The sequence below is a fragment of the Shewanella alkalitolerans genome (assembly GCF_019457575.1).
Classification (GTDB): domain Bacteria; phylum Pseudomonadota; class Gammaproteobacteria; order Enterobacterales; family Shewanellaceae; genus Shewanella; species Shewanella loihica.
In genome coordinates this window covers 1765851-1790358 of record NZ_CP080422.1, presented here as the reverse complement: position 1 = coordinate 1790358, position 24508 = coordinate 1765851, and the positions used below count along the sequence as shown (strand labels likewise).

21 protein-coding genes are annotated in these 24508 nt (G+C 53.3%); 8 read left to right on the top strand and 13 right to left on the bottom strand.

Annotation, left to right across the window (positions count from 1 at the left end):
* The first annotated feature begins 501 nt into the window (after window positions 1-501).
* Together rne and K0J45_RS08085 are read left to right on the top strand one after the other, a co-directional pair.
* Entirely contained in the window at window positions 502-3891 is a 3390-nt protein-coding gene (rne, locus tag K0J45_RS08090; protein WP_220044911.1) for a ribonuclease E, read from the top strand.
* 127 nt (window positions 3892-4018) lie between these two features.
* Window positions 4019-5578 (top strand): SulP family inorganic anion transporter, encoded by a 1560-nt coding sequence (locus K0J45_RS08085; RefSeq protein ID WP_220044910.1) that lies wholly within the window; start codon window positions 4019-4021, stop codon window positions 5576-5578.
* Window positions 5579-5646: 68 nt separating this feature from the next.
* On the opposite strand, the gene K0J45_RS08080 is transcribed toward K0J45_RS08085, so the two are convergent.
* Complete coding sequence (locus tag K0J45_RS08080) at window positions 5647-6564, bottom strand: bifunctional methionine sulfoxide reductase B/A protein (RefSeq protein WP_220044909.1); 918 nt, start codon at window positions 6562-6564, stop codon at window positions 5647-5649.
* A 291-nt stretch (window positions 6565-6855) separates the two neighbouring features.
* Between K0J45_RS08080 and K0J45_RS08075 the strand changes: the two genes are divergently transcribed.
* Window positions 6856-7695, top strand: coding sequence for an isopenicillin N synthase family dioxygenase (locus K0J45_RS08075; protein ID WP_011865389.1), 840 nt, complete (start codon window positions 6856-6858; stop codon window positions 7693-7695).
* Window positions 7696-7803: 108 nt separating this feature from the next.
* Window positions 7804-8745 carry a ribosome biogenesis GTPase YlqF gene (gene ylqF, locus K0J45_RS08070; RefSeq protein WP_011865388.1) on the top strand — a complete coding sequence of 314 codons (942 nt, stop codon included), beginning with the start codon at window positions 7804-7806 and terminating at the stop codon, window positions 8743-8745.
* A 170-nt stretch (window positions 8746-8915) separates the two neighbouring features.
* On the opposite strand, the gene K0J45_RS08065 is transcribed toward ylqF, so the two are convergent.
* Both K0J45_RS08065 and K0J45_RS08060 read right to left on the bottom strand, forming a co-directional pair.
* The gene (locus tag K0J45_RS08065; protein WP_220044908.1) at window positions 8916-9380 is read right to left on the bottom strand and encodes a low molecular weight protein-tyrosine-phosphatase; all 465 of its coding nucleotides are present in this window, start codon (window positions 9378-9380) and stop codon (window positions 8916-8918) included.
* Between the two features lie 32 nt (window positions 9381-9412).
* A complete protein-coding gene (locus K0J45_RS08060; protein WP_220045255.1) occupies window positions 9413-10228 on the bottom strand; it encodes a DNA ligase in 816 nt (271 codons plus the stop codon).
* Between the two features lie 358 nt (window positions 10229-10586).
* On the opposite strand from K0J45_RS08060, the gene K0J45_RS08055 reads away from it, so the two are divergent.
* A complete protein-coding gene (locus K0J45_RS08055; RefSeq protein ID WP_144198713.1) occupies window positions 10587-10958 on the top strand; it encodes a diacylglycerol kinase in 372 nt (123 codons plus the stop codon).
* Between the two features lie 249 nt (window positions 10959-11207).
* Window positions 11208-12080, top strand: coding sequence for a DUF481 domain-containing protein (locus K0J45_RS08050; RefSeq protein ID WP_144199389.1), 873 nt, complete (start codon window positions 11208-11210; stop codon window positions 12078-12080).
* 111 nt (window positions 12081-12191) lie between these two features.
* Here K0J45_RS08050 and K0J45_RS08045 read toward each other — a convergent pair whose 3' ends face one another.
* Complete coding sequence (locus K0J45_RS08045) at window positions 12192-13418, bottom strand: nucleoside recognition domain-containing protein (RefSeq protein ID WP_011865383.1); 1227 nt, start codon at window positions 13416-13418, stop codon at window positions 12192-12194.
* An 88-nt stretch (window positions 13419-13506) separates the two neighbouring features.
* Here K0J45_RS08045 and rsmF point away from each other — a divergent pair, with 88 nt between their 5' ends.
* A complete protein-coding gene (gene rsmF, locus K0J45_RS08040) occupies window positions 13507-14967 on the top strand; it encodes a 16S rRNA (cytosine(1407)-C(5))-methyltransferase RsmF (RefSeq protein WP_220044907.1) in 1461 nt (486 codons plus the stop codon).
* A 359-nt stretch (window positions 14968-15326) separates the two neighbouring features.
* On the opposite strand, the gene K0J45_RS08035 is transcribed toward rsmF, so the two are convergent.
* From K0J45_RS08035 to apbC, 9 genes are read right to left on the bottom strand one after another with little or no spacing between them, the layout of a single operon-like run.
* Window positions 15327-16115, bottom strand: coding sequence for a TatD family hydrolase (locus K0J45_RS08035; protein ID WP_220044906.1), 789 nt, complete (start codon window positions 16113-16115; stop codon window positions 15327-15329).
* Window positions 16116-16159: 44 nt separating this feature from the next.
* Window positions 16160-16486 (bottom strand): PilZ domain-containing protein, encoded by a 327-nt coding sequence (locus K0J45_RS08030; protein ID WP_011865380.1) that lies wholly within the window; start codon window positions 16484-16486, stop codon window positions 16160-16162.
* A 6-nt stretch (window positions 16487-16492) separates the two neighbouring features.
* On the bottom strand, window positions 16493-17428 hold the full coding sequence (holB, locus tag K0J45_RS08025; protein ID WP_434086956.1) for a DNA polymerase III subunit delta': 936 nt from the start codon (window positions 17426-17428) through the stop codon (window positions 16493-16495).
* On the bottom strand, window positions 17425-18057 hold the full coding sequence (gene tmk / locus K0J45_RS08020) for a dTMP kinase (protein WP_220044905.1): 633 nt from the start codon (window positions 18055-18057) through the stop codon (window positions 17425-17427). Before tmk ends, holB begins: the two co-directional genes overlap by 4 nt.
* Window positions 18054-19061, bottom strand: a complete 1008-nt coding sequence (gene mltG, locus K0J45_RS08015) for an endolytic transglycosylase MltG (protein WP_220044904.1) — start codon at window positions 19059-19061, stop codon at window positions 18054-18056. The genes tmk and mltG overlap by 4 nt, the downstream gene beginning before the upstream one ends.
* The gene (gene pabC, locus K0J45_RS08010; RefSeq protein WP_258406795.1) at window positions 19058-19894 is read right to left on the bottom strand and encodes an aminodeoxychorismate lyase; all 837 of its coding nucleotides are present in this window, start codon (window positions 19892-19894) and stop codon (window positions 19058-19060) included. The genes mltG and pabC overlap by 4 nt, the downstream gene beginning before the upstream one ends.
* Window positions 19891-20475: a dCTP deaminase gene (gene dcd, locus K0J45_RS08005; RefSeq protein WP_220044903.1), complete on the bottom strand. Its 585-nt coding sequence runs from the start codon at window positions 20473-20475 to the stop codon at window positions 19891-19893. The genes pabC and dcd overlap by 4 nt, the downstream gene beginning before the upstream one ends.
* A 27-nt stretch (window positions 20476-20502) precedes the next feature.
* Window positions 20503-21138: a uridine kinase gene (udk, locus tag K0J45_RS08000; protein WP_011865374.1), complete on the bottom strand. Its 636-nt coding sequence runs from the start codon at window positions 21136-21138 to the stop codon at window positions 20503-20505.
* Window positions 21139-21150: 12 nt separating this feature from the next.
* Entirely contained in the window at window positions 21151-22263 is a 1113-nt protein-coding gene (apbC, locus tag K0J45_RS07995; protein WP_220044902.1) for an iron-sulfur cluster carrier protein ApbC, read from the bottom strand.
* Window positions 22264-22422: 159 nt separating this feature from the next.
* Here apbC and metG point away from each other — a divergent pair, with 159 nt between their 5' ends.
* Entirely contained in the window at window positions 22423-24444 is a 2022-nt protein-coding gene (metG, locus tag K0J45_RS07990; RefSeq protein WP_220044901.1) for a methionine--tRNA ligase, read from the top strand.
* The last annotated feature ends 64 nt before the right edge of the window (window positions 24445-24508 follow it).

Sequence of the window (24508 nt, the reverse complement as noted above, 5' to 3'; positions counted from 1 at the left end):
CGCCAATGGGGATAAATAGTGAATAAAGTGTTCACAAATCCCCCAATGCAGGCGCGAAGAGCGGAGACTAAAAGCCATTTTTACTGAGTAGTAAGTGATTGACTTACAAGTCGTTGGATAAAAATAAACCGAGAAAACGAGTTTAAACGACTAAACACAGTATCAATGCCACATTTCAACGTGGTTTCTCTAAGAATAGCGCCCCCAAATTTCGAAGTTTACTATTAACTTGTCGTCAGACGAGCACTTATCGATTTTGGCATTACCGGAAAGTACATTAGAATTTATGGGGTTGGTTGACGTTTAACAACGAATTCCTTGTTTTTAGCGATTTTAAAAAATAAGCCATAAATAGGGTGCGACACGCAGCGATTGCGTCTTACAGAGATTGCGCACCCTAGCCCAGACCCAAGCCGTGAGGCTCCACTTACCATTCTGGGCCCGTAATGCATCGACAACAGCTACGTTTGATGACCTTATTTTAAGAAGAAATACGTCATCATGAAACGGATGTTAATTAATGCGACTCAATCTGAAGAGTTGCGCGTTGCCCTCGTTGATGGGCAACAACTGTACGATCTCGACATTGAGAGTCCTGGTCACGAGCAGAAGAAAGCCAACATCTACAAGGGTAAAATCACCCGCGTAGAACCCTCTCTCGAAGCGGCTTTCGTCGACTATGGCGCCGAGCGTCATGGTTTCCTTCCCCTCAAAGAAATTGCACGCGAATACTTCCCTAAAGGTTACTCTTTCCAAGGCCGTCCTAACATCAAAGAGGTGGTTAAAGAAGGTCAGGAAGTCATAGTACAGATTGACAAAGAAGAGCGTGGCAACAAGGGCGCGGCCCTGACCACCTTCATCAGTCTAGCAGGCTCTTACCTGGTGCTTATGCCAAACAACCCTCGCGCCGGCGGTATCTCTCGCCGAATCGAAGGTGATGAGCGTACCGAGCTAAAAGCGGCCATGTCAGAGCTAGAAGTGCCACAAGGCATGGGGCTTATCGTGCGCACCGCCGGTGTAGGTAAAGACGCAGCCGAGCTGAAATGGGACCTTAAGGTTCTTCAGCACCACTGGGCTGCCATCGAAGAAGCGGCGCAAAACCGCCCTGCACCTTTCCTGATCCATCAGGAAAGTAACGTTATCGTACGCGCCATCCGTGACTACCTGCGCCGCGACGTAGGCGAAGTCCTGATCGACCATCAGCGTATCTACGAACAGGCCAAACAACACGTGGCTTTGGTACGTCCAGACTTTGTCGATCGTATCAAGCGCTACGAGGCGGAAGTACCGCTGTTTACCCATTTCCAGATTGAAACTCAGATCGAATCGGCCTTCCAGCGTGAAGTGCGTCTTCCTTCTGGCGGTTCTATCGTTATCGATCCAACCGAAGCACTGACCTCAATCGATATCAACTCGGCCCGCGCCACTAAGGGCGGCGATATCGAAGAAACTGCGCTCAATACCAACCTTGAAGCGGCCGACGAGATTGCCCGTCAGCTGCGTCTGCGTGACTTGGGCGGCCTGGTCGTTATCGACTTCATCGACATGACACCGGTCAGACACCAACGCGAAGTCGAAAACAGAATGCGCGACGCCGTGCATCACGACAGAGCCCGTGTGCAACTAGGACGCATCTCTCGCTTCGGTCTGATGGAGATGTCGCGTCAGCGTCTGCGTCCGTCACTGGAAGAGTCTGCAGCGCACCTGTGTCCACGCTGTCATGGTCAGGGCACCATCCGTGGTACCGAGTCACTGGCGCTCTCTATCCTGCGTCTGATGGAAGAGGAAGCGATCAAAGAGAACACCTCTCAGATTGAAGCGATCGTCCCTGTCGATGTTGCCGCCTTCCTGCTCAACGAGAAGCGTAAAGCCATTCGTATCACTGAGCAGCGTCATGATGTTGAAGTCTACGTGATCCCTGATCCAAACATGACGACACCTGACTACCGTGTGACCCGTCACCGCAAAGACGATCAGATCAGCGAGTCAAGCTACAAGCTGCTCGAGCAGCCTGAGTCTAAGCTCTACGAGCCGCGCAAACTAGAGCGCGCCGCATCACCTGAGCCAGCACTGAAAGGCTTCTCGACGCCGGTTAAGGATGCGCCAACCCAGGCGGCTCCCGCACCAGCCAAGCCAGCTGAAAAGGCTCAAGAGCCAGGTTTGATCGCCAAGCTATTTGCCGCCATCGGCAAGCTGTTTGGTGGTGAGCCAGAGCAGCCAAAGGAAGAGGTCAAGAAAGAGCAGCCTCGTCGCAACGCGCAAAACCGTAACACTCGTCGCAACAACCGTCGCAACGATACACGTAAGAGCCGCGACGAAGGCAAAGAGACCGACAACAAGCGCAGCCGTAGTGCCAAGCCTGATGACGCGGATAGCCGCAGTGCGAAGAGCCGTAACGAGAAACGCCAAAAGCGTGACCGTGATGACAAGCCGCAGAGTCAGAGCAAAGACACAGAAAGCCAAGCGCAACAGCCAAAGCAAGAAGCCGCTCGCGAGCGTCGTCAACGCCGCAACATGCGCCGCAAGGTACGTGTGCAGTCTGAGCAGCAGCTCGCCGATGAGGCCGCACTCGCCGTCGAGGTTGCCGAGAAGGCAAACGACGAGCAGGTACAAGTGCCAGCCGCAGAAGCCACTGCAGACGATAAGCCGCAGCGTCAGAAGCGTCAGCCACGTAAGAGTAAGCCTAAGCAGGATAAAGCCGACAAGCTAGAGGAAGAGACTCAAGCCGAGCAAGTCGCCGCTGAAGACACAGCCAGCGAGCAGCCAGCTGTCGAGACTCAAGCCGCAAACGAGCCTCAAGCAGCAGTCGATACCGAAGTGACAGCACAAGTCGAAGCGCATGCAGACGAAGCTCAAGCTGAAGAGGCTAGTGCTCAACAGCAAGAGGGTGAGTCGGAAGGCAAACGCGAGCCAAGAGAAGGCCAACGTCGTAGTCGTCGTAGCCCACGTCATCTGCGCGCCGCCGGTCAACGTCGTCGCCGCGATGAAGAAGGCAATGGTGAAGTTAACAATGGCGAGCCCGCCTTCATTCCAAACGAGGTGGAAACTGCGCCTCTGCTGGGTGAGCAGCTAGAACAAGAAGGCAGCGTTGTTGAAGCCGTTAGCGAAGTACAGGCGCCTGCGACTGAGCAAGAAGCGGTTAAGCAAGAGGCTGACGAAGCAGCTACAGTCGCCGAAACGACTGTCACCGAAACCACAGTCACCGAGGAAGCACCCGCTGAAGAAGCTACTCAAGAAGAGAGCAAGCCTAAGTCAAGACGTCGTGCACCTAAGGCCAAAGTCGCTTCTGAAGAGGAAACCTCTGTAGAAGAAACTCAGCAGAGCCTACCACTGGCAGGCGAGGCGAAAGCCAGTCTGAAAGAGGAAGTTCAGGCGGAGCTGGATCTCACCAGCACACCTGAAGAGGTTAAGGCCAGCCAGGAAGCGGCTCCTCAAGTGGAAGACGTCGCAGCGCAGGCCGAAGAGGCAGTGGCAGTAGAAACTGCACCAGTCGAGACGCCTGAAGTCGAAGCTGAAGCTAAGGCTGAAACTGAAGCGCCAGTTACTGAAGCGCCTGCAGCCAAAGAGAGCAGCGCCGCCTCTGCCCCTATGGCAAAGCCTGCAGCCGTGCAAGCCCCAACCGCTAAGGTAAAACCTGCGGCTAAAGTTGAGGCAACGCCAGCAGAGGAAAAGCCAGAAGAGAAGGCTAGCGACGAGGCTGAGAAGCCTGCGCCTAAGGCCACCAGCCGCTTTGGTTCCATGGTGAGTTCTACCATGACCAAACCTGAGGTAGAAGCCAGGGCGCTCGTCGACACCCCATCGGGACGTCAATATGAAGCCACGGCAAAAGAAGCGTCGGCCGAGCCAGCGAAACGCGGTAACAGCGCAAACTCGGAAATGGCACGTCCCTAAGGTATACTAAGCCTTAAGTCAAAAAAGCCATGCAATAATGCATGGCTTTTTATTTTATTGGCGCCACTATTTTGCTAGTATGCGCGACCGAAAATCACTCAACTAACATATTAATAACAGAGGCTAAATGTTCGATCTTATTCGTCACAAAACCAGCAGCCACAGAGCCGACCTGTTGTCGGGACTCACGGTTGCCTTGGCATTGGTCCCCGAAGCCGTTGCTTTTGCTTTCGTCGCCGGTGTCGAGCCTATGGTCGGCCTATACGCCGCCTTCATCATGGGACTGGTCACCGCCCTTATCGGCGGTCGTCCCGGCATGATCTCTGGCGCCACGGGTGCCATGGCGGTTGTCATGGTGGCACTGGTCAGCGAACATGGGGTGCAATACCTCTTTGCGGCGGTCGTGCTGGCAGGCCTGATACAGGTGACTTGTGGCCTGTTTAAGCTGGGAAAATTTATCCGTATCGTGCCCTATCCGGTAATGATAGGCTTCGTGAACGGTCTGGCCATAGTGATCTTTCTGGCGCAACTTGGCCAGTTTAAGGTCCCCGACGCCAACGGTGTGTTAACCTGGCTGCCACAGGATCAATTGATCCTCATGCTGGGTCTAGTGGCTCTCACCATGGCGATTATCCACTTCCTGCCTAAGCTCACCACGGCGTTTCCGTCATCATTAGCGGCGATCCTGACGGTGACCGCCATCGTGGTCTACTTCGAACTTGATACCCGCAACGTACTGGATTTCTTGAAATCCATGTCTGGTGACGAGCATGCGACTATAGCCGGTAACCTGCCGAGCTTCGCCATTCCCTCTGTACCCTTTAACCTGGAGACGCTGTCGATCATCCTGCCCTACTCCTTTATCTTGGCGGCCGTTGGTCTTATCGAATCACTGCTGACCCTGACGGTGATCGATGAGATGACCAGCACCCGAGGCAAAGGCAACAAGGAATGTGTCGGCCAAGGCATAGGTAACATCACCAGTGGCTTCTTCGGCGCCATGGGTGGCTGTGCCATGATAGGTCAGTCGATGATCAACATTAACTCGGGTGGACGCGGCAGACTCTCGGGCATCACGGCGGCCATTGCCCTACTCACCTTTATCCTGTTCGGCTCGGCGCTTATCGAGATGATTCCGCTGGCCGCGCTTGTTGGTGTGATGTTTATGGTGGTACTGGGCACGTTCGAGTGGGCAAGCTTCAAGGTGATGCGTAAGGTGCCTAAGCATGATGCCTTCGTTATAGTGCTGGTGACAGTGGTGACAGTGTTTACCGATCTTGCCTTTGCGGTATTTGTCGGCGTTATCGTCTCAGCGCTGGTCTTTGCCTGGGAGCATGCCAAACACATCAACGTCGATGTGAGCGAAGATGCCAACGGCTGGAAAGTCTATAAGCTAAACGGTCCGCTATTCTTCGGTTCAGTTGCCGAGTTCTTAGAGCTGTTCCACGCCAAGACAGATCCACAAGATGTGATTGTCGATTTCCAAAACTCTCGCGTGTGCGATCACTCAGCCCTCGAAGCCATAGACACCCTGGCCGAGCGCTATGTGAGTGCGGGTAAACGACTGCATCTACGTCACCTCAGCCATGACTGTAAACAGCTGTTGCATAAGGCGGGCGACTTGGTAGAGGTCAACCTGATAGAAGATCCCCACTATAAGGTGGCCGACGACAAACTCGATTCTTAAGGCATCCAGCTCCAAATAAGCTGGCTAAACCTTGGCAACAAAAAAGGCGCATCATGCGCCTTTTTTTATTATCCACCGCCCGACTTGAGCCGCTCCTTAAACAGGGCTTTTATCTTATCCACCTTGGGCTTGACCACCATCTGACAGTAGGGCTGTTGCCCATTCTGCTCGAAGTAGGCATCGTGATAAGACTCGGCGGGATAGAAGTTATCCAGCGCCACCAGCTCTGTGACTATGGGGTTATCGAAGATGTTCGCCTCGGTCAGCCTGGATATCATCTGACTTGCGGCCCTAATCTGCTCATCGTCATGGGCAAAGATCACCGAGCGATACTGAGTACCCACGTCATTACCCTGCCGATTAAGCGTAGTGGGATCATGGCTCTGCCAGAAGACCTCCAGCAGCTCTTCAAAGCTGATGATATGACTGTCGAACTCTATCTGTACCACCTCGGCATGGCCCGTATCCCCGGCGCAGACGGCGCGGTAGTTAGCGCTGGAAGCATCCCCCCCCGCATAGCCAGACTTCACCGCTATCACGCCTCTGAGCTGACTAAATACCGCCTCGAGACACCAGAAACAGCCACCGCCAATGGTCGCCCAGCGAATATGACTGTCATCGCTCTGCTGCGTCGCTTCACCTTTGAATACCATGGAGACAGAGTTTACGCAGTGGCGTAAATTTTTGTCTGTCAGGTATTCTCCCTCAAACACATGGCCTAAATGCGCGCCGCACTGAGCGCACACTATCTCCACCCTATGCCCATCGGCATCAGGCAAGCGTTTGACCGCCCCCGGGATCTCATCATCGAACGCAGGCCAGCCACAATGGGCGTTAAACTTATGCTCGGACAGATAGAGAGGCGCATCACAGCGCTTACAGTGATAGACACCAGGCGCATCATGCTGGTTATACTCGCCACTAAAGGGGCGCTCGGTCCCCTTGCTCTCAATCACATACCGCTCAAATTCCGTTAGTTCACGCATAGTTAAAGACTCTTGCACTCCTGTACCGCTAATACGACCCTTAGGGTCAATAAGATCACACTACTCACAATAGCAGATAAAAGACCTAGTAAATAGGTAGGTTATTACATGATTATATCAATTATCGGCTGTTTATTAGCTAGCCTATGATTTTAATGATGAAAATATTAGTGGTGATCTAGCCTCTTCTTATGGCCAAACAATGAAAACGTGATTTTTATCACACCCAATTGCCCAAAGGCGATCCCAGGGGTACACTGCCTGCGGGGTTCAATAACAAGAAAACAAAATATGAAATTAGAAACAATAGATTACCGTGCTCAGGACAGCGCCCAGCGCTTCGTTGAGTCCTTGCGTGAAACTGGATTTGGCGTACTCTCAAATCACCCAATCGACAAGGCCTTAGTAGATACCATCTATGAAGAGTGGCAAGCCTTCTTCAATAGCGATGAGAAACATGACTACCTATTTAAGCCAGAAACCCACGACGGTTTCTTCCCGGCCGATGTTTCTGAAACCGCTAAGGGTCATACGGTTAAAGACATTAAAGAGTATTACCATGTTTACCCTTGGGGCCGTATCCCCGATTCCCTCAGGGAAAACATTCTGCGCTATTACCAGGAAGCCAATGCATTGGCAGAAGAGCTGTTAGGTTGGGTGGAAGCTCATACACCGGCAGAAGTGGCGGTCAATTACTCTATCGCCCTGCCTAAGATGATCGAGAACAGCCACAAGACGCTGCTGCGTATCCTTCACTATCCACCGATGTCGGGTGACGAAGAGCTAGGCGCCATTCGCGCCGCGGCTCACGAAGATATCAACCTGCTTACCGTGTTGCCGGCCGCTAACGAGCCAGGCCTGCAGGTAAAGGCCAAATCGGGCGAATGGTTAGACGTACCGAGCGATTTCGGTAACCTGATCATCAACATAGGTGACATGCTCCAAGAAGCATCGGGCGGCTACTTCCCATCGACGACCCACAGGGTGGTCAACCCAGAAGGCGCCGACAAAACACGCTCGCGCATCTCCCTGCCCCTCTTCCTACATCCTAAGCCAGAGGTGGTCCTGTCAGAGCGTTACACCGCCGACAGCTATCTGATGGAGCGTCTGAGAGAATTAGGCGTTATCTAACCTCCTCGACTAAGATAAAAAGCGCCTCAGGGCGCTTTTTATTTATGATTTTTAAGCCATATCAAGGTAAAATCCCTCCCCAAATTTGCACAGAGACAGAGTACAGAGATGGCAATTCAGTGGTTTCCAGGCCATATGCACAAGGCGCGCAAAGAGATAGCAGAGGTGATGCCTCAGGTCGATCTAGTGATCGAGGTACTCGACGCCCGTATCCCTTACAGCAGCGAAAACCCTATGGTCACCAGTTTGCGCGGTAACAGACCCTGTATCAAACTGCTCAACAAGTCAGATCTGGCCGATCCCGAGATCACCCAACGCTGGATTGACTATCTGGAGCAAGAGCAAGGGGTAAAGGCGATGGCCATCACCACCTTGCAGGCTGCCCAGGTGCGTAAGGTCCCCGAACTCTGCCGTAAGCTGGTGCCTAGTCGCGACAAGATAGAGAAAGATATCCGCACCATGATCATGGGGATCCCTAACGTAGGTAAATCAACCATTATCAATACCTTGGCAGGAAGAGTCATCGCCAAAACGGGTAATGAGCCTGCGGTGACCAAGACCCAGCAGCGTATCAATCTGAAAAATGGCATCGTGCTGTCAGACACCCCGGGCATTCTCTGGCCTAAAGTAGACAACGAGGCCAGCGGCTATCGCCTGGCGGTGACCGGCGCCATCAAAGATACGGCTATGGAATATGAAGATGTGGCCATGTTCGCCGCCGAATACTTCCTCAAGGCCTATCCCGATGCCATGCTTGAGCGTTATAAGCTTAAAGAATTACCCAATGACGATATCGGCCTGCTCGAAGCGATCGGCCGTAAGCGCGGCGCGCTGAGACCGGGTGGCAGAATCGATCTGCACAAAGCTTCTGAGCTTCTGCTGCATGAGTTCCGCTCGGGTAAGATAGGTCAGTTGTCCCTGGAGACTCCTGAGATGGCCGAGGCAGAGAAGGCGGAAGTGGCTCGCATCCTGGCCGAGAAAGAGGCAGAGAAGCAGGCCAAAATCGAGGCCGAGCGCCTGAAACGTTCCGGCGTTCGTCATAACGACTAAGCTGTCCGATTCTGATACTGACATTACACCGCTTGCAAGGTGATGCGCTTGGGACTATTCCAATAGGCGTCAGTTGCAAGCGGTTTTATCTTCTATAGCCTTACCTTATAAGGCCCCACTTGGCTAACTCTGCTTAATTTAACTCTACTCATTAACCCTGCTAATTTTAATTACTTAGCAATCTGTGACAGCAGCCCTTCACAGCTCTGTTGCAGTAAGTCCAGCACCTGCTCGAAGCCATCATCGCCACCATAGTAAGGATCTGGCACCTCCCGCTCCCCCTCCCCAAGAAAAGAGAGCATCAGCGCCAACTTATGCTGATGGTGAGCCGGGCAGCGCGCACGCAGATCGCGCAGATTTGCCTTATCGGCCGCCAGGATAAGGTCGAAATGCTCAAAATCTTCATCTATCACGCCTCTGGCGCGAATGCCGCTGAAATCGAGTCCGCGGCGCTCGCCTGCCAAGCGCGCCCGTCTGTCAGGGCCCTCCCCCTCATGGTAGGCTGAGGTGCCCGCCGAATCGCAGCTGATAGACAAGCCGCGCTCGCTGAGCAGCCCCCTAAACACAGCCTCGGCCGTCGGTGAACGGCAGATATTCCCGAGACAGACAAATAGGACAGAGTTAACCTTAGACATAGCCTTCCTTTCTTTCTTAATTAGCATTCTTCTTACAAGGGCTCTCGTACCCGCATAAAGCTGGCAAACCTGGGCACCCCATTGTGGGTGAGGCCATAATACTTGTAGGTAACCGTGCTGCCAATGGCCGGAGGATGCTGGCGCTGCTCATCGCTAAAGCCTGTGCCTAACTTAAAACGTATGCCTTCATTTGTTTCGACCTCTAGGGCGCCCATCATTCCTCTATACTTGCCCTTCCCCTCGAAGTAAGCGATAACCTTGGCTTCCGCATCCTGATAGCGTTTGAGTTTTACCAGATCACCGTTACGCCCGGCCAGGTAGTGTGCAGCCTGGTGATGCAGCATAAGCCCTTCGGCGCCTTGAGCCACCCACTCATCCAAGGCGACGTTCAGCGCCTGACTGTCTTGAATTCGCCACTGAGGAATAATTTGCAGGAAAGGTGACAAATTTGCGTAGCGTTTAATGGCGAGGGCATAGCGCTCAGCAAAGGGCTTATCAATAGTGGGGTAATCGAAGACCATAAATTGAACGGCGCGCCAACGCTCAGGGTCGGCATCTTTATCACGCACCAGGGCTGAGATCGCCTCAAACTGCTGGCGAGCAATCCACAGTTCGCCATCTAAGGGCTCCGTGGGAAAGCCCTTGATAAACCAAGCCGGAAGCCTAATAACCTGTCCCGAGCGGGTTAGCATACGTTCTCCCGTCCAGCGACCTCTGACGCCATCGAACTTTTCGCTCACCAAATACTCTGATATAGGTCGGTCGGCCTCGAGACTCCCGGCCAATTGGAGGCCCGAGACTCGTTGTGTAGGCTCAAGCTGTTCTGTTTTTAGCTGTTCTGGCGTCAGCTGATTAGCCTCAACAACTACTGCCTTGGGCGGCTCAGCTGGCTTATACGACTCGATTAACTCGAGCGACTCAGCGGCCGTTGCAGCAGGCGAGAGCCAACTCAGGAGTAAAGCAATACTCCCAATAACCATAGGGCGACTAGAACACAACATAGCTCCTCCTTGAGCAACTGAATGATAGCTAAGCGTTAAGTTTAGCCCAAAGCCCCTCATGCAGATGTTATGGAGGTAACTAGAGTGTTATACTAGCGCCCAATTTGTAACTCGCCAGCCTGCATCAGAGAAAGGCAGGCTGAAACAGTAGAACGACACAAACAAAATCAACACTGACAAAATCGAACAAACGAAATGGACACCTATGAAACCGGAAAATAACCACGGCATTAAACGTATCTTCAGAGCGACAGGTTTCTCTATGCAAGGCCTTAAGCTTGCTTGGCAATCTGAGGCAGCCTTTCGCCAAGAGTTGATCTTGGTTCTCTTCATGCTGCCTGTCGCACTACTGGTAGACGTGCCTATGGTTGAACGCATCCTGCTCATCATGACACTGATGATAGTCTTGATCGTCGAGTTGCTTAACTCGGCCATCGAGGCGGTGGTCGACCGTATCGGTCACGAAATCCATCCCCTAAGCGGACAGGCAAAAGATATCGCCTCGGCGGCTGTCTTTATCGCCCTGGCCCTGTGTGGTATCACCTGGCTACTGATCCTCTGGCCACTGGTTTTCTAACCCGCTGCCAGCTTGAATACCAGGCTCTCGATACACTATCGGGAGCCTTTTTATTTCTGTAATCCAGCTCCCAATATCAACAAAAACGCCGCAACCTTGACATTTTTTGATACAAATCATTCACAATTTTAAATATCCTGCTAGAATGATAACGTAGTAAAAAAGTCTTACTAAATAAATCAATAACTTATAATAATTATTAGTTGATAGAGGTTGTAGTTAGTGATTAAGTCGGTCGCCATATTTAGCTTGGGTCTCTTTAGCTCTTCGGTTTTCGCCGCTGGAGCTGCCAATTCCTATTCGGTGTCGGCACCGGTAGAACCCAGCGAAGTCATGCTAAAAATCGGCGGTTTCTACTCCAACTCTAACTCCAGCATGGATGTCACCAACCCGGTTCAGGGTAATAATTTCAGGCTTGATTTTGAAGAAGACTTGGCATTGGAAGAGTCGCAGTTTCTGCCATTTTTCGAGGCCAGCTACCATTTCAACTCGCGTCACAGCATCTATTTCGACTGGAAACAGCTGCACCGCAACGCCGAAGTACAGAAACTTACCATACCGTTTCAAGTCACCCTAGACGATCAGGTTTACGATATTCAATCCGGCGGTCGTCTGGAGACCACCCTCAATATCGACATCGCCCGCCTCGGCTATGGTTATAACTTCTATCAGGGGAATAACTTCAATCTTGGCCTGTCCCTGGGCGTACACACCATGTTTATCAAGACCGCGTTTGACGGTGACATAGGTGTCTGTGCCAAAGGAGAGACGCTACAACAATGCGCGCAGACCGCCACACCAAGATTTGTCGATGAAGAGGTCACGGCGCCACTGCCGGACGTTGGCCTGTATGGCGACTATGAGTTCAGCCCAGGCTTCAAGTTCAACGCTCACGCACAGTATTTCTACATCAAGCTCGATGATATCAAGGGCAGCCTGGTCGATATCCGCGCCGGTGTCGAAGCTGAGATCACCAAGAATTGGCACATGTCAGCCGCCTTTAACTACTACAAGGTCGACGTTGACTTTAAACACAGCGTCTCAGATCAGCTTAACGTGGCGGACTATAACCTGTATTACAGCTTTATCGGCCCAATGCTGTCGGTAAGCTATCGCTTCTAAGCTTCACAACATCTTCCACTGAAGGCCGTTAGGATATCACCCCTAGCGGCAATACTTACGTCACTAATTCCCGCTTGGCAGTTCGCCAGCCTTGCTGCCTGCATACGCCGATCAACCATAAAACTGATAACAGACCCAGATCGCGGCGCAGATCCCGGCAAAGTCCGCGCTTAAGCCGCACACCAGAGCATGACGACCATTACGTATTCCCACGGCGCCGAAGTAGACCGCCAGCACATAGAAGGTGGTCTCGGTGCTCCCCTGCACCACGGCCGCTAAGCGACCGGCAAAGGAGTCGACCCCATAATGCTGCATCGTCTCCAGCATCATGGCGCGGGCGCCCGAACCGCTGAAGGGCTTCATCAAGGCGGTTGGCAAGGCATCGACAAACCGGGTATCCCCCCCGACCAGATTCACCAGGGCGGCGATAACCCCTAGCAGATAGTCGAGCGCGCCCGAGGCGCGTAGCAAGGCGATGGCCAGTAGCATGGCAAGCAGATAAGGGATCAGCTGCACCGCCTGCGTAAAGCCCTCCTTGGCGCCGCCGACAAACTCATCATAAACGGCCACCTTACGCAATCCTGCCACCAGAATGAAGCTGAAGATCAGCAACACTAAGATGCCGTTGCCAAGCGCCGTCGAAAACTCACCTATGGCAGAAACGGTTAAAGTGCCCAGATAAAATACTAGGGCAGATACCGCCGCCAGCATCAAGGCCGCATATCCCAGCAAAACACTATTGAGCAGTGAGATACGCTGATAGATGGCCACCACTAATACGCCCACCAGAGTCGAGGCCGTGGTCGCCAGCAAGATAGGCAGAAAGATATCCGCCGGCGACTCGGCGCCTTGCTGGGCGCGGTAGAGAAAGACGGTGACTGGCACTAAGGTGACCGAAGAGGTGTTGAGCACCAAAAAAAGGATCTGCGCATTGGTAGCCACACTCTTCACCGGGTTCAGGCTCTGCAGATCCTGCATCGCCTTGAGCCCTAGCGGCGTGGCGGCATTATCTAACCCCAGCACATTGGCGGTCAAATTCATGGTAACGCTGCCAAAGGCGGGGTGTCCCCTGGGCACCTCTGGCATCAAACGGCTGAGTAAAGGCTCAAACAGACGGGCAAAGAGGCCCACCACACCCGCCTTCTCTCCCACTCGCATCAAGCCCATCCATAGGGAAAGCACGCCTATCAGCCCCAAAGCAATTTCGGCGGCTAATTTGGCACTGGCAAACAGGGCATCGACCACGGCAGAGAGGATCTGCCACTGCCCCTGAAACAGACTGATGGCGATTGCGACTAAGGCGGTGACAAAAAAGGCAAACCAAACGCGATTTAACACCCGAGACTCCTTTCACCCCAAGCTTTGCTCAAGGCCCGATAATGGATGTGATATACTGGCGACTAACGATATCTCTATTCTGTTACCTATGGTTCAACTAAATCAAAATTTTATCAATAGCATAGCGAAAGATATGCCGGATCATCTCTCGATGGATGAATTTATCAGCTATTGCGCCAAGCCTTTACGTCCCTCCATCAGGGTCAACACCCTCAAGATAACGACTGCTGACTTTATCACCATGATGAATGCCAAAGGTTGGCAATTTGAACCTGTGCCCTGGTGCGAGGACGGCTTCTGGGTCAAGGTGGATGACTCGGTGCAGCTGGGTAACACGGTAGAGCATATACAGGGGCTGTTTTATATTCAGGAGGCCAGCTCCATGCTGCCGCCTAAGGCACTGTTTCCCGAGCCGATAGAAGATGCGACCTCCCTCACCCTGCTGGATATGGCCTCGGCGCCGGGGTCTAAGACCACTCAACTTGCCGCCTTGATGAACAACCAAGGCTTGTTGGTCGCCAACGAATACTCCTCTAGCCGGGTCAAGGTGCTACATGCCAACGTGCAGCGCATGGGCGCCAGTAATCTCGCCCTCACCCACTTCGATGCCAGAGTGTTTGGCGAGTATCTGTTCGAGAGCTTCGACGCCATATTGCTCGACGCCCCGTGCGGCGGTGAAGGTACTGTGCGCAAAGACCCTGACGCCCTCAAGCATTGGGACGAGGCTGAGATAGAGGCCATTGCCAGCGTGCAGCGCGACCTGATCGAGTCGGCCTTTCTGGCCCTCAAGCCCGGTGGCAGCCTGGTTTATTCCACCTGCACCCTCAACCGCCGCGAAAATCAGGACGTCTGTTTGCACCTCAAGGCCACCTATGGCGATGCGGTGCAGTTTGAATCCCTTGCCGAGCTCTTCCCCGGCGCCGAGAAGGCCTGCACCAGCGAAGGCTTCCTCCATGTCTGGCCGCAGATCTTCGACAGCGAAGGCTTCTTCATCGCCAAGCTAACCAAGCTCGCTGCGTTGCCAAGAAACAGCGAGGAGCCACGCAAGCAGAAGAACTTTCCTTTTGCCCCAATCGACAAGAAGTCTCGCCAGGCCCTCTGCGACTACTTCGATACCAGCTTTGGTATCAATCTCGATGGTCAGGGGATTTTGATGCAGAGAGATGACGAGTATTGGCTGTTCCCGACTAATGTCGAGCCACTCATCGGTAAGATCCGTTTTCAGCGGATCGGCCTCAAGCTGGCCGACGCCCTGAAGAAAGGCTTTAAGCCTAGACACGAGGCCGTGATGGCGCTGGCCGACAATTCACGAGGCATCCCCCTTGATGAGGCTCAGGCGATTCAATACCTGATGGGGCGTGATATCGCCTTAGCCAGCAAAGAGAAGCCACAAGGCGAGCGGTTGGTCAGCTACCAGGGCGCTCACTTAGGCCTGGTGAAACACCTGGGCAATAAGCTTAAAAACAGCCTGCCCAGAGACCTGGTGCGGGATAAAATCTGCTCTTCTTCGGCGATTGCAGTGGATCAGCAAGCGACTAGCGCAGGCTAAAGCAAAAGCCACTGAATTAACGTCAGTGGCCATGCATTAACATTTTGTTACATTTTAATCTGAGATTTGCCTAGACGAGCCCGGCAGTGAGGTGGAGTTTGACTACACTAAAAGCCTGAGATGAAATTCGAGGCAATCTCAAACAGTAGCGCACGGCTCTGCAAAGAGCCATTCCCCTAGACCCAGAACAATTGGAATAGTTTTGGGTCTTTTTTTATCTGCTTCTCTTGGCTTGTTGGATAAGCCTATTCTGCGCAGCCTTTCTTAAACGCTTTACTCAGCGGCATTTCTCAATGCCGCCAAATATGCTAATACGCTAAATATGCCAAGTACCGTGAACCTGTATCACTCAACAGCCACTAGGCTTTCACTAACTTAGCCGCGTCTTTGAACAGCCTGAAGAAGTTATCACCTGTATACTCTGCCAGTTCTTCATACTTCTCGCCGCGCAGCTCGGCCACAAACTCCGCCACATCCCGAACAAACGCAGGTTGGTTCTCTTCGCCGCGATGAGGCACTGGCGCGAGATACGGCGCATCGGTTTCCACCAGGAGCCTGTCCTTTGGCACCTTGCGGATCACAGAGCGCAGCTCACCGGCATTCTTAAAGGTCACTATGCCAGACACAGAGATATAGAAGCCCAAGTCGATGGCGGCCTTGGCCATCTCCCAATTCTCGGTGAAGCAGTGCAGTACACCGCCTACCTTGTCCGCGTTACCTGCTTTCAACATGGCGATAGTATCTTCACGGGCATCACGAGTGTGGACGATCAACGGCTTATCTACCTCGACCGCCAGGGCGATCTGCTGCTCGAAACATTGCTGTTGTAGCGTCTTGGTCTCGCCCGAGTAGTAATAATCCAGGCCTGTCTCACCGATGGCGACCACCTTAGGATCTTGCAGATAGCTGTGCAGCTGCGCCGTATCCAGCCCCTCCTGCACATCCAGCGGATGCACTCCCGCCGACAGAAACACCTGGTCGAAGGCTGCCATTTTCGCCTGCATAGAGGCAAAACCTTGCTGGCGTACATTGACGCACAGGAAATACTCCACGCCGCGCTCTTTGGCTTGGGTCAGCAAGGTCTTCAATGAATCTTGATCGGGCGCCGCCTTAAGGCGATCGAGATGGCAATGGGAATCGATAAGCACGCAAAAATCCTAAGTCACTACAAAAGGAGCCAAAGGATAGCTATCTACATGGTACAGGTCAAATCGCCTGAGGCCAGTTCGCGGGAAAGTAGGTTTTCGATATGATGTTTGTGGGTCTGGGCGTCGGTGATGATCTTCACCCCGATACCCGCTGGTCGGCCACCGGATGCCCCCAGAGGATTGATCCACACCACCAGGCCCTGAAACTCATGGCGTACGGTAGAGCCCGGTAGTTGATAGGCGATGGTGAGCTCCTGCCCCAGATAATGGCTTTCGGTAGTCGCCACAAACAGGCCCGCGGGCTGTATGAAGGGCATGTAGGCTCTATATAGCTGATGTAATGTATCAAAATTAACCACGAGATCGACCATATTATTTTAACTTGTTGTTAGCGACTGATACTCTAAGATAAACGCCTGAAAAACGGCCATAAAATTCACATTAGGCATCATACTCAGGCTATGATACGTCTCCATAACCTTGGCTGCAAATTTTGTTATCTTGATGTTAATTAATGCATCAGCATTTTTCTGCTTCACCAGTTTTTGTCGCAGGACAACATACAAAACCTTAAGTGCATCAGAAACTTGCTTTTCATCTATATTAGTTAAGTTAGCACACAGGTGCCCAGACGACAAACTTTGTACCCAGGCTTTTCTCAGGCCAATCAAGCCCTCGTAGCGACCGTCATTTAAGGCGGTGAGCAGATCGACAGGGCCGCCGACAACCGGCAGACACCAGGTCACATCACTCGTTAGGCTAAACTGCGCCGCCAGCCACTCCTGCACCGTCTCGCGGCTCGGCAGCTGACAATGCAGGCGCTGACAACGACTGCTTATGGTAGCCATCAAACGACTCGGGGTATCACTCTGCAGCAGCAAGAGGGTCTCTCTGCCCGGCTCTTCCAAAGTCTTCAACAGTGCATTGGCCGCCGCGGTATTGAGTCGCTCACAGTTTTTAATCACAGCGACCCGTCTGCCCCCTTGCTGGGCGGTGGCGGTCAACTTCTGACACAGCTCCCTGACTTGATCTACCTTGATCTGATTGCCGTCGGCCTCCAACTGATAGCAATCTGGATGGTTACCGGCGATAAACAGCTGACAGCTCTTACAGACGCCGCAGGCGCCATTGGCCCTCGGCGCCATACACAGGCTGGCCTGGGCCAAGGTGTTGGCAAGTTGCATGCCGCCGTAGCCTTGGTGGATCCCCAACAGATAGGCATGGCCCTGCTGGCCAGATATCAGCTGACTACAGAAAGCCTCACGAGCCGGGGTTAACCAAGGTAGATCCATCATAGACTCCGCAATTGTCATGACCAGTCTTGTCGTTGCAACACGGCCAAGATCTCTTTATGCACCTGCGCCATCGTCTGGCTGGCATCGATCACCACGATAGACTCGTCGCGCGCCGCCAGCTGCAAATAGGTTGCCCTGGCTCGCTCGAAGAAACTCAGCGCCTGCTGCTCGATTCTATCCAGGGCGCCCCTGTCTCTGGCGCGCTGCAAGCCAAGCTGAGGATCGATATCCAAGTATAGGGTCAGATCGGGTTTAAAATCTTTCAGGGTCGCGTTACTCACCGCCTCAACCAGTGGCATGAGTTGACGCCCACCCCCTTGATAAGCCAGAGATGAGAGATTGTGACGGTCACCCAGCACCCAGTTACCCTGAGCCAAAGCCGGCTTTATCACGTTGGCCACCAGCTGCGCCCTGGCGGCATAGATGAGCAAACACTCTGACTCATCACACAGGGGATCGTTAGGGTCGGCAATCTTCACCAGATCCCTAATGCGCTCTGCCAGTGGCGTGCCGCCTGGTTCACGGGTGCACACGGGCGGTACGCCGTTATGTTTCTCGATAAAATCTCTCACCAGGGCGATGGCACTCGACTTGCCAGCCCCTTCTAATCCTTCGATAACGATAAATTTCGCGCTGTTTTGCTTCATCGATTTCTCTGATACTTGTCTACAGCACGGTTGTGCTCGGTTAATGTTTTAGAAAATATATGGCTGCCGTCATTCTTCGACACGAAGTAGAGGTAGTCGACATCGGCCGGACGCGCCGCCGCCATCAGGGATGCCCCGCTCGGCGCGGCTATGGGGGTCGGCGTCAGGCCATGAATACGATAGGTGTTGTAGGGCGTCTGCTCGCGCAGGTCTTTGCGGGTAATATTGCCCTGGTAACGCTCACCCATGCCGTAGATCACAGTAGGATCTGTCTGTAGACGCATCCCCTTACGCAATCTATTGGTAAAGACCGCCGAGATCCAGGGACGCTCGCTGGCCTTACCCGTCTCTTTTTCGATAATCGATGCCATGGTCAGCAGCTCATAGGGACTCTTTAGCGGTATGCTCTGATCGCGCTCCTGCCAGGCCCTGTCTAGCTCCTGCTGCATCTTCTGATAGCTCTGCTGCAAAATCACCTTGACCGAATCACCATTGCCATAATGGTAGGTGTCAGGATAGAACTTGCCCTCGGGCAGCTTAGACTCATCGCCATTGTCCTCAAGCACCTCCAGGAAGGCGCCCTCCTGCCACTTCAGGCGCGGTAATTGCTTGAGCTGCTCGCGCCACTCTTTGATGCTCTGCCCTTCAACCAGGGTCACGGTGAAGACCATCTCCTTACCCTGACGTAGCTTTTCGAGCAGCTCAACCACAGTGTCGTTGGGGGAGAGTTGATACAGACCGCTGCGGATCTTGGCAAGCTCGGGGCGCAGCTTAACCAGCAGCTTAAGCTTCCAAAGCTCGTCCACGGCACCTGTATGTGCCAAGGCGTTCGCCATCTGTGAAAAGGAGGTACCACGCACCACTTCAAACTCGACGGGGGCTTCGAGCTTGAGCGGCATCTGCCCGTAACTCACCACGCTCTGATAGACCCAATACAGGCCAATCGCGCTCAAGGTTAATAGGCTAAAGAGTGCGGTCAGCACGCCTATGATCAGTTTTTTCATAATATTATTTTTAGATCGTGTAGCAATTGGGTTAGCAGAGGGCTATGGCCGAATGAGTGCTTAGCTATGCCGTTCACGGGCACAGCGCCAAACAGGCTGTTGCTGGCGAGAACATGGTCAAAATCTGCGAGCTCATCGGATGTTACGCGGCGCACCTCGAGAGAAAACCCGGCCTCGACAAACCAGAGCAGCAACTGCTCACGCATCACACCAGCCACCCCAGCCTGATCCAGACTCGGCGTAACTATGGTGCGGCCCTTTATAAAGAAGAGGTTGGCCATGGAGGCCTCGATAATGTTGCCGGCCGTGTCGCAGACCAGCCAATCATCGAATCCGTCATCTAACTTGTGTGTACGGATCAGCACCTGCTCGAGACGATTAAGGTGTTTGATGCCCGCCAACAGTGGCTGCTGACCGAGCGTCACCGGACTTAGTTGCAACTTGATGCCAGCAGCTTGCCACTGACGGTAATGCGCGGGGATCTCATGCAGCGACAACACACAAGTTGGCGTGGGCGTTTGCGGCGGCATATAACCGCGTCCGCCAGTGCCACGGCTTACGAGTAACTTGAGGCAATAATCTTGGGTAAAGTGTTTGGCGCCCTGCTCACAGGCCTTTGTTATTTGCTCGCTCAGCGCAGCAGCATCTGGCAGCGGGAATCCAAGTCGATGAGCCCCTTGGGCCAAACGAAGCAGGTGGCTCTCTAGGAAGAGTACCTCAGCGCCTCGACAGCGCATGGTGGCAAACAGGCCATCGCCGTAGGCCAGTCCCCTGTCGAACGCCGAAACACTTGCTGCTTGTTCACCGTTTACCCAGATAGTCTGCGACATCATTTGTCCTGACTGATCCGGCTGGCAACGGCTTCTTGCTGATCCCTGTATTTAGCACTCTTGCGCTTATTGTAGGGGCGCGCCACTGGCGAGCTTAGACGCTCGAAGTTGAGGGCGCCTATGGTCATCATGGGCTTCAAGGCCAGTGGCAGCTTGCCGCTGTTGTAGAACTCCAGCACTATCTTTCCCTGCCAACCGGGATCGATGCGATGGGCCGTGACATGCACCATGAGCCCTAACCTTGCCAGAGAAGAACGACCATCCAACCAGCCGACAATATCGGCCGGCAGGGTCAGACTCTCATGGGTGACGGCCAGTGCGAGCTCGCCGGGATGGAGGAAAAACGCTTCCCCTTCGGGGATCACTATCTTATCGCTCATCACGCGATCCAGGGCCGCCTGCACCTCGCTGCTGGGGCCGCTTAGATCGATATAGGGCGCCGTATGGTCTTGAAATACGCGGAACTGATTACCGAGTTTCACATCGACACTGACGCCACTGATGGCCTCGGCATCGGGACGGGGATCGATGACAATACTCCCCTCCTCTAAACATGCTGCTATCTCTAAATCCGTTAAACGCATCCCAGCCTAACTCCCCATTTCAAGCGACTATTTTGCTAAAAGGTGTTGAATTCTCGCCTTTAATATATCGGTTGCGATGCGGTTTTTACCACCACGCGGCACGATAATATCGGCATATTGCTTAGAAGGATCGATAAATTGCAGGAACATTGGACGCACTGTCTGAGTGTACTGCTGCATCACAGACTCCATGGTACGGCCACGCTCGGCCACATCGCGGGTCAGGCGGCGCATGAAACAGATGTCCAGTGGCGTGTCCATGAAGACGCTGGCATCCATCTGCTCGCGCAGGTTAGGATCTGTCAGTAGCAAGATCCCCTCGAGGATGATCACCTTCTTAGGTGTCATGGTGACAGTCTCGGCCATACGGGTATGCTCGGTATAGCTGTATTGAGGGATCTCCACCGCCTCGCCATTTTTCAGGGCGCTAAGGTGTTCACACAGCAACTGATGATCCAGCGCCTTTGGGTGATCGTAATTGGTTAGGACACGCTGATCCATCGACAGATGGCCCTGATCCTTATAGTAGGCATCCTCGGCGATAACCCCTATCTGATCTGTACCCAGATCACGGCATAGCTCCTCGAAAATCGTCTTCGCGATTAGGCTCTTACCCGATGCCGATGCCCCTGCGATACCAATTATGACACATTGCGAATTCATGCTTTGTAAACCTTACTCATCATCTGAAATTGAAATAGATACGACACTCTGTGTCTGGCTCAGGGCAAGCTGCGCCCCCACCTTTCTGGCGATCTCCTTATACAACAAGGCCACCTGGCTCTCGCCATCCGCCACCACGGTCGGCGTGCCTTTATCCACATCCTCGCGGATATTCAGTTGCAGCGGTAGCTGCCCCAAAAGCGGTACATTGTAGCGCGCAGCCATCTTAAGGCCGCCATCTTCACCAAAGAGATGCTCCTTATGACCACAGTCGCTACAGATATGGAAACTCATGTTCTCGACGATACCCAGCACAGGAATGTTCACCTTCTGGAACATGCTGATCCCCTTCTTGGCATCGGCCAAGGCGATATCTTGCGGGGTGGTGACCACCACGGCGCCGCTTACCGGCACCTTCTGTGACAGGGTCAGCTGAATGTCGCCTGTGCCTGGTGGCATGTCGATCACTAGGTAATCCAGCTCTGGCCACAGGGTCTCATTAAGCAGCTGCGCCAGTGCACCGGCCGCCATAGGGCCGCGCCATACGGCGGCTTCATCACCACTGACGATAAAGCCGATAGACTGAGCGGCGATGCCATGAGCCTCGGCGGCGGTCATCATCTTGCCGTCCGGTGAGACAGGGTTAAAGTTGGGTACGCCCAGCATGAGCGGAATCGAGGGGCCATAGATATCGGCATCGAGAATCCCCACCTTGGCGCCTTCGGCCGCTAATGCTAGCGCCAGGTTGACCGAGGTGGTCGACTTACCCACGCCGCCCTTACCCGAGGCAACGGCAATTACCTGTTTGACGTTTGGTAGCGGCTCGACCGCACCGGCCGAAATCACCGCTGGCTGGAAATCGATTTCGCACTCGACTTCATCGATGGCATCGAGCACCGCCAGCTTATTGGTGATTGCCATGACGGTATCGCGATACTGACTCTGGCAGGGATAGGGGTAACACAGCCCCAGCTGCAATCGCTTGCCTTCAATATCCAGCTTGGTGACACAACCTGCGCTCACCAGACCTTGCATTAAATAGGGGTCTTGATGGGCATCTAAAATAGCCAAAACCGGACCGAGCAGATCATCATGAAGATGATAATTCTGAGACGCTGAAGACAAAACGACTACCTCCAAAAATAAATTTGGCTAAGTGTATCAGAAAAACTCCTCATATTCGGATAGATTTAGTTCACTTAAAGCAGCTTTTGATGAAACTTTAGCGATGATCGGTTAGTATCTATGCCATTCTTTTTGGGCACTTACTGATTTAGAGACAAGATGGCAACTTCACAACGTAAAATTCTCGTGACCAGCGCACTTCCGTACGCCAATGGCCCCATTCATTTAGGTCACATGCTTGAATATATTCAAACCGATATCTGGGCGCGTTTTCAAAAACTACGCGGCCACGAATGTCACTATATCTGTGCAGACGATGCCCACGGCACGCCCATCATGCTTAAGGCGCAGCAGCTCGGCATGGCGCCAGAAGAGATGATCGCTCAGGTACAGAAAGAGCATCAGCAGGATTTTGCCGACTTTAATATTCAGTTCGATAATTTCCACAGCACCCACAGCGACGAGAACCGTGAGCTGGCGAGCGAGATCTACCTGAAACTGCGCGATGGCGGCTATATCAAGTCTAAGACCATCTCTCAGCTGTTCGATCCTGAAAAGTCTATGTTCCTGCCGGATCGCTTCGTTAAGGGCACCTGCCCTAAGTGTAAGTCTGTGGATCAATATGGCGATAACTGTGACAGCTGCGGCGCAACCTACAGCCCAACGGATCTAATCGATCCTAAATCGGCAGTATCGGGTGCCACACCTGTGATGAAAGAAACTGAGCACTTCTTCTTCGACCTACCCGCCTTCGAAGAGATGTTGAAAGAGTGGACCCGTTCAGGGTCCTTACAACAAGAGATGGCCAACAAGCTGGGCGAGTGGTTCGAACAAGGCCTGCAGCAGTGGGACATTACCCGTGATGCGCCTTACTTCGGCTTCGAGATCCCTGATGCACCAGGTAAATTCTTCTACGTCTGGCTAGATGCGCCTATCGGCTACATGGGCTCGTTCAAGAACCTGTGCAACAAGCGCGGCGACCTTAACTTCGACGAGTTCTGGGCAAAAGACTCTACCGCCGAGGTATACCACTTCATCGGTAAAGATATCGTCTACTTCCACAGCCTGTTCTGGCCAGCCATGTTAGAAGGCGCGGGGTTCCGTAAGCCAAACAGCGTTTATGCCCACGGCTATGTGACGGTGAACGGCGCCAAGATGTCAAAGTCTAAAGGCACATTCATCAAGGCCAGAACCTATCTGGATAACTTAAATCCTGAGTACCTGCGTTACTACTATGCGGCTAAGCTCAGCAGCCGTATCGACGATCTCGACCTCAACCTGGAAGACTTCGCCCAGCGCGTCAACTCAGATCTAGTGGGTAAGCTAGTTAACCTCGCCTCTCGCACGGCAGGCTTCATCAGCAAGCGCTTCGACGGCAAGCTGGCCAAGGTCGCCGACACCAGCCTGACCGAGACCTTCCTCGCCAAGGCCGATGCCATCGCCGAGTTTTACGAGACCCGTGAGTTTGGTAAGGCGATGCGTGAGATCATGGCGCTAGCCGATATCGCCAACGCCTTTGTCGCCGATGCGGCCCCATGGCAGCTGGTGAAAGAGGAAGATAAGCAAGAGGAAGCCCATCAGGTATGTAGCAACGCGCTGAACCTGTTCCGCATCCTGGTGACCTACCTCAAGCCAGTGCTGCCTCAGCTGGCCCAAGATGTGGAGGCCTTCCTACAACTTGAGCTGACCTGGGATGACCTGGCAAAAGATCTCAGCGGTCACGAAATCGCGCCGTTCAAGGCACTGATGCAACGTGTCGAGATGAAGAACATCGAAGCCATCATAGAAGCATCGACAGAGAACCTGCAGGTGGCCGAGGCGCCTAAGAGCCAGCTGGATCTCGACCCTATCAGCGAAGAGATCAGCTTCGACGACTTCGCCAAGTTAGATCTGCGTATCGCCCGTATCGCCAAGGCGGAGCATGTGCCTGAGGCCAACAAGCTGCTTAAGCTGCAGCTGGATCTAGGTGGCGAGACTAAGCAGGTGTTTGCCGGCATCAAGTCTGCCTATGCCCCAGAAGATCTGGAAGGCAAGCTGACCGTTATGGTCGCTAACCTGGCGCCGCGCAAGATGCGTTTCGGTATGTCTGAAGGCATGGTGCTTGCGGCCGGTCCTGGTAAGAAAGATCTGTGGATCCTAGAGCCACATGAAGGCGCACAGCCTGGCATGCGCGTGAAATAAGTCGCTTGTTCGGGACTCAACCGAGACGACACAAAAAAGGCCGCTAACTAGCGGCCTTTTCTTT

What these genes read in the sequence shown, in the direction of transcription:
- rne (WP_220044911.1), top strand. Translation starts at nt 502, where the DNA reads ATGAAACGGATGTTAATTAATGCGACTCAATCTGAAGAGTTGCGCGTT.
- K0J45_RS08085 (WP_220044910.1), top strand. Translation starts at nt 4,019, where the DNA reads ATGTTCGATCTTATTCGTCACAAAACCAGCAGCCACAGAGCCGACCTG.
- K0J45_RS08080 (WP_220044909.1), bottom strand. Translation starts at nt 6,564, where the DNA reads ATGCGTGAACTAACGGAATTTGAGCGGTATGTGATTGAGAGCAAGGGG.
- K0J45_RS08075 (WP_011865389.1), top strand. Translation starts at nt 6,856, where the DNA reads ATGAAATTAGAAACAATAGATTACCGTGCTCAGGACAGCGCCCAGCGC.
- ylqF (WP_011865388.1), top strand. Translation starts at nt 7,804, where the DNA reads ATGGCAATTCAGTGGTTTCCAGGCCATATGCACAAGGCGCGCAAAGAG.
- K0J45_RS08065 (WP_220044908.1), bottom strand. Translation starts at nt 9,380, where the DNA reads ATGTCTAAGGTTAACTCTGTCCTATTTGTCTGTCTCGGGAATATCTGC.
- K0J45_RS08055 (WP_144198713.1), top strand. Translation starts at nt 10,587, where the DNA reads ATGAAACCGGAAAATAACCACGGCATTAAACGTATCTTCAGAGCGACA.
- rsmF (WP_220044907.1), top strand. Translation starts at nt 13,507, where the DNA reads ATGGTTCAACTAAATCAAAATTTTATCAATAGCATAGCGAAAGATATG.
- K0J45_RS08030 (WP_011865380.1), bottom strand. Translation starts at nt 16,486, where the DNA reads ATGGTCGATCTCGTGGTTAATTTTGATACATTACATCAGCTATATAGA.
- holB (WP_434086956.1), bottom strand. Translation starts at nt 17,428, where the DNA reads ATGACAATTGCGGAGTCTATGATGGATCTACCTTGGTTAACCCCGGCT.
- tmk (WP_220044905.1), bottom strand. Translation starts at nt 18,057, where the DNA reads ATGAAGCAAAACAGCGCGAAATTTATCGTTATCGAAGGATTAGAAGGG.
- mltG (WP_220044904.1), bottom strand. Translation starts at nt 19,061, where the DNA reads ATGAAAAAACTGATCATAGGCGTGCTGACCGCACTCTTTAGCCTATTA.
- pabC (WP_258406795.1), bottom strand. Translation starts at nt 19,894, where the DNA reads ATGATGTCGCAGACTATCTGGGTAAACGGTGAACAAGCAGCAAGTGTT.
- dcd (WP_220044903.1), bottom strand. Translation starts at nt 20,475, where the DNA reads ATGCGTTTAACGGATTTAGAGATAGCAGCATGTTTAGAGGAGGGGAGT.
- udk (WP_011865374.1), bottom strand. Translation starts at nt 21,138, where the DNA reads ATGAATTCGCAATGTGTCATAATTGGTATCGCAGGGGCATCGGCATCG.
- metG (WP_220044901.1), top strand. Translation starts at nt 22,423, where the DNA reads ATGGCAACTTCACAACGTAAAATTCTCGTGACCAGCGCACTTCCGTAC.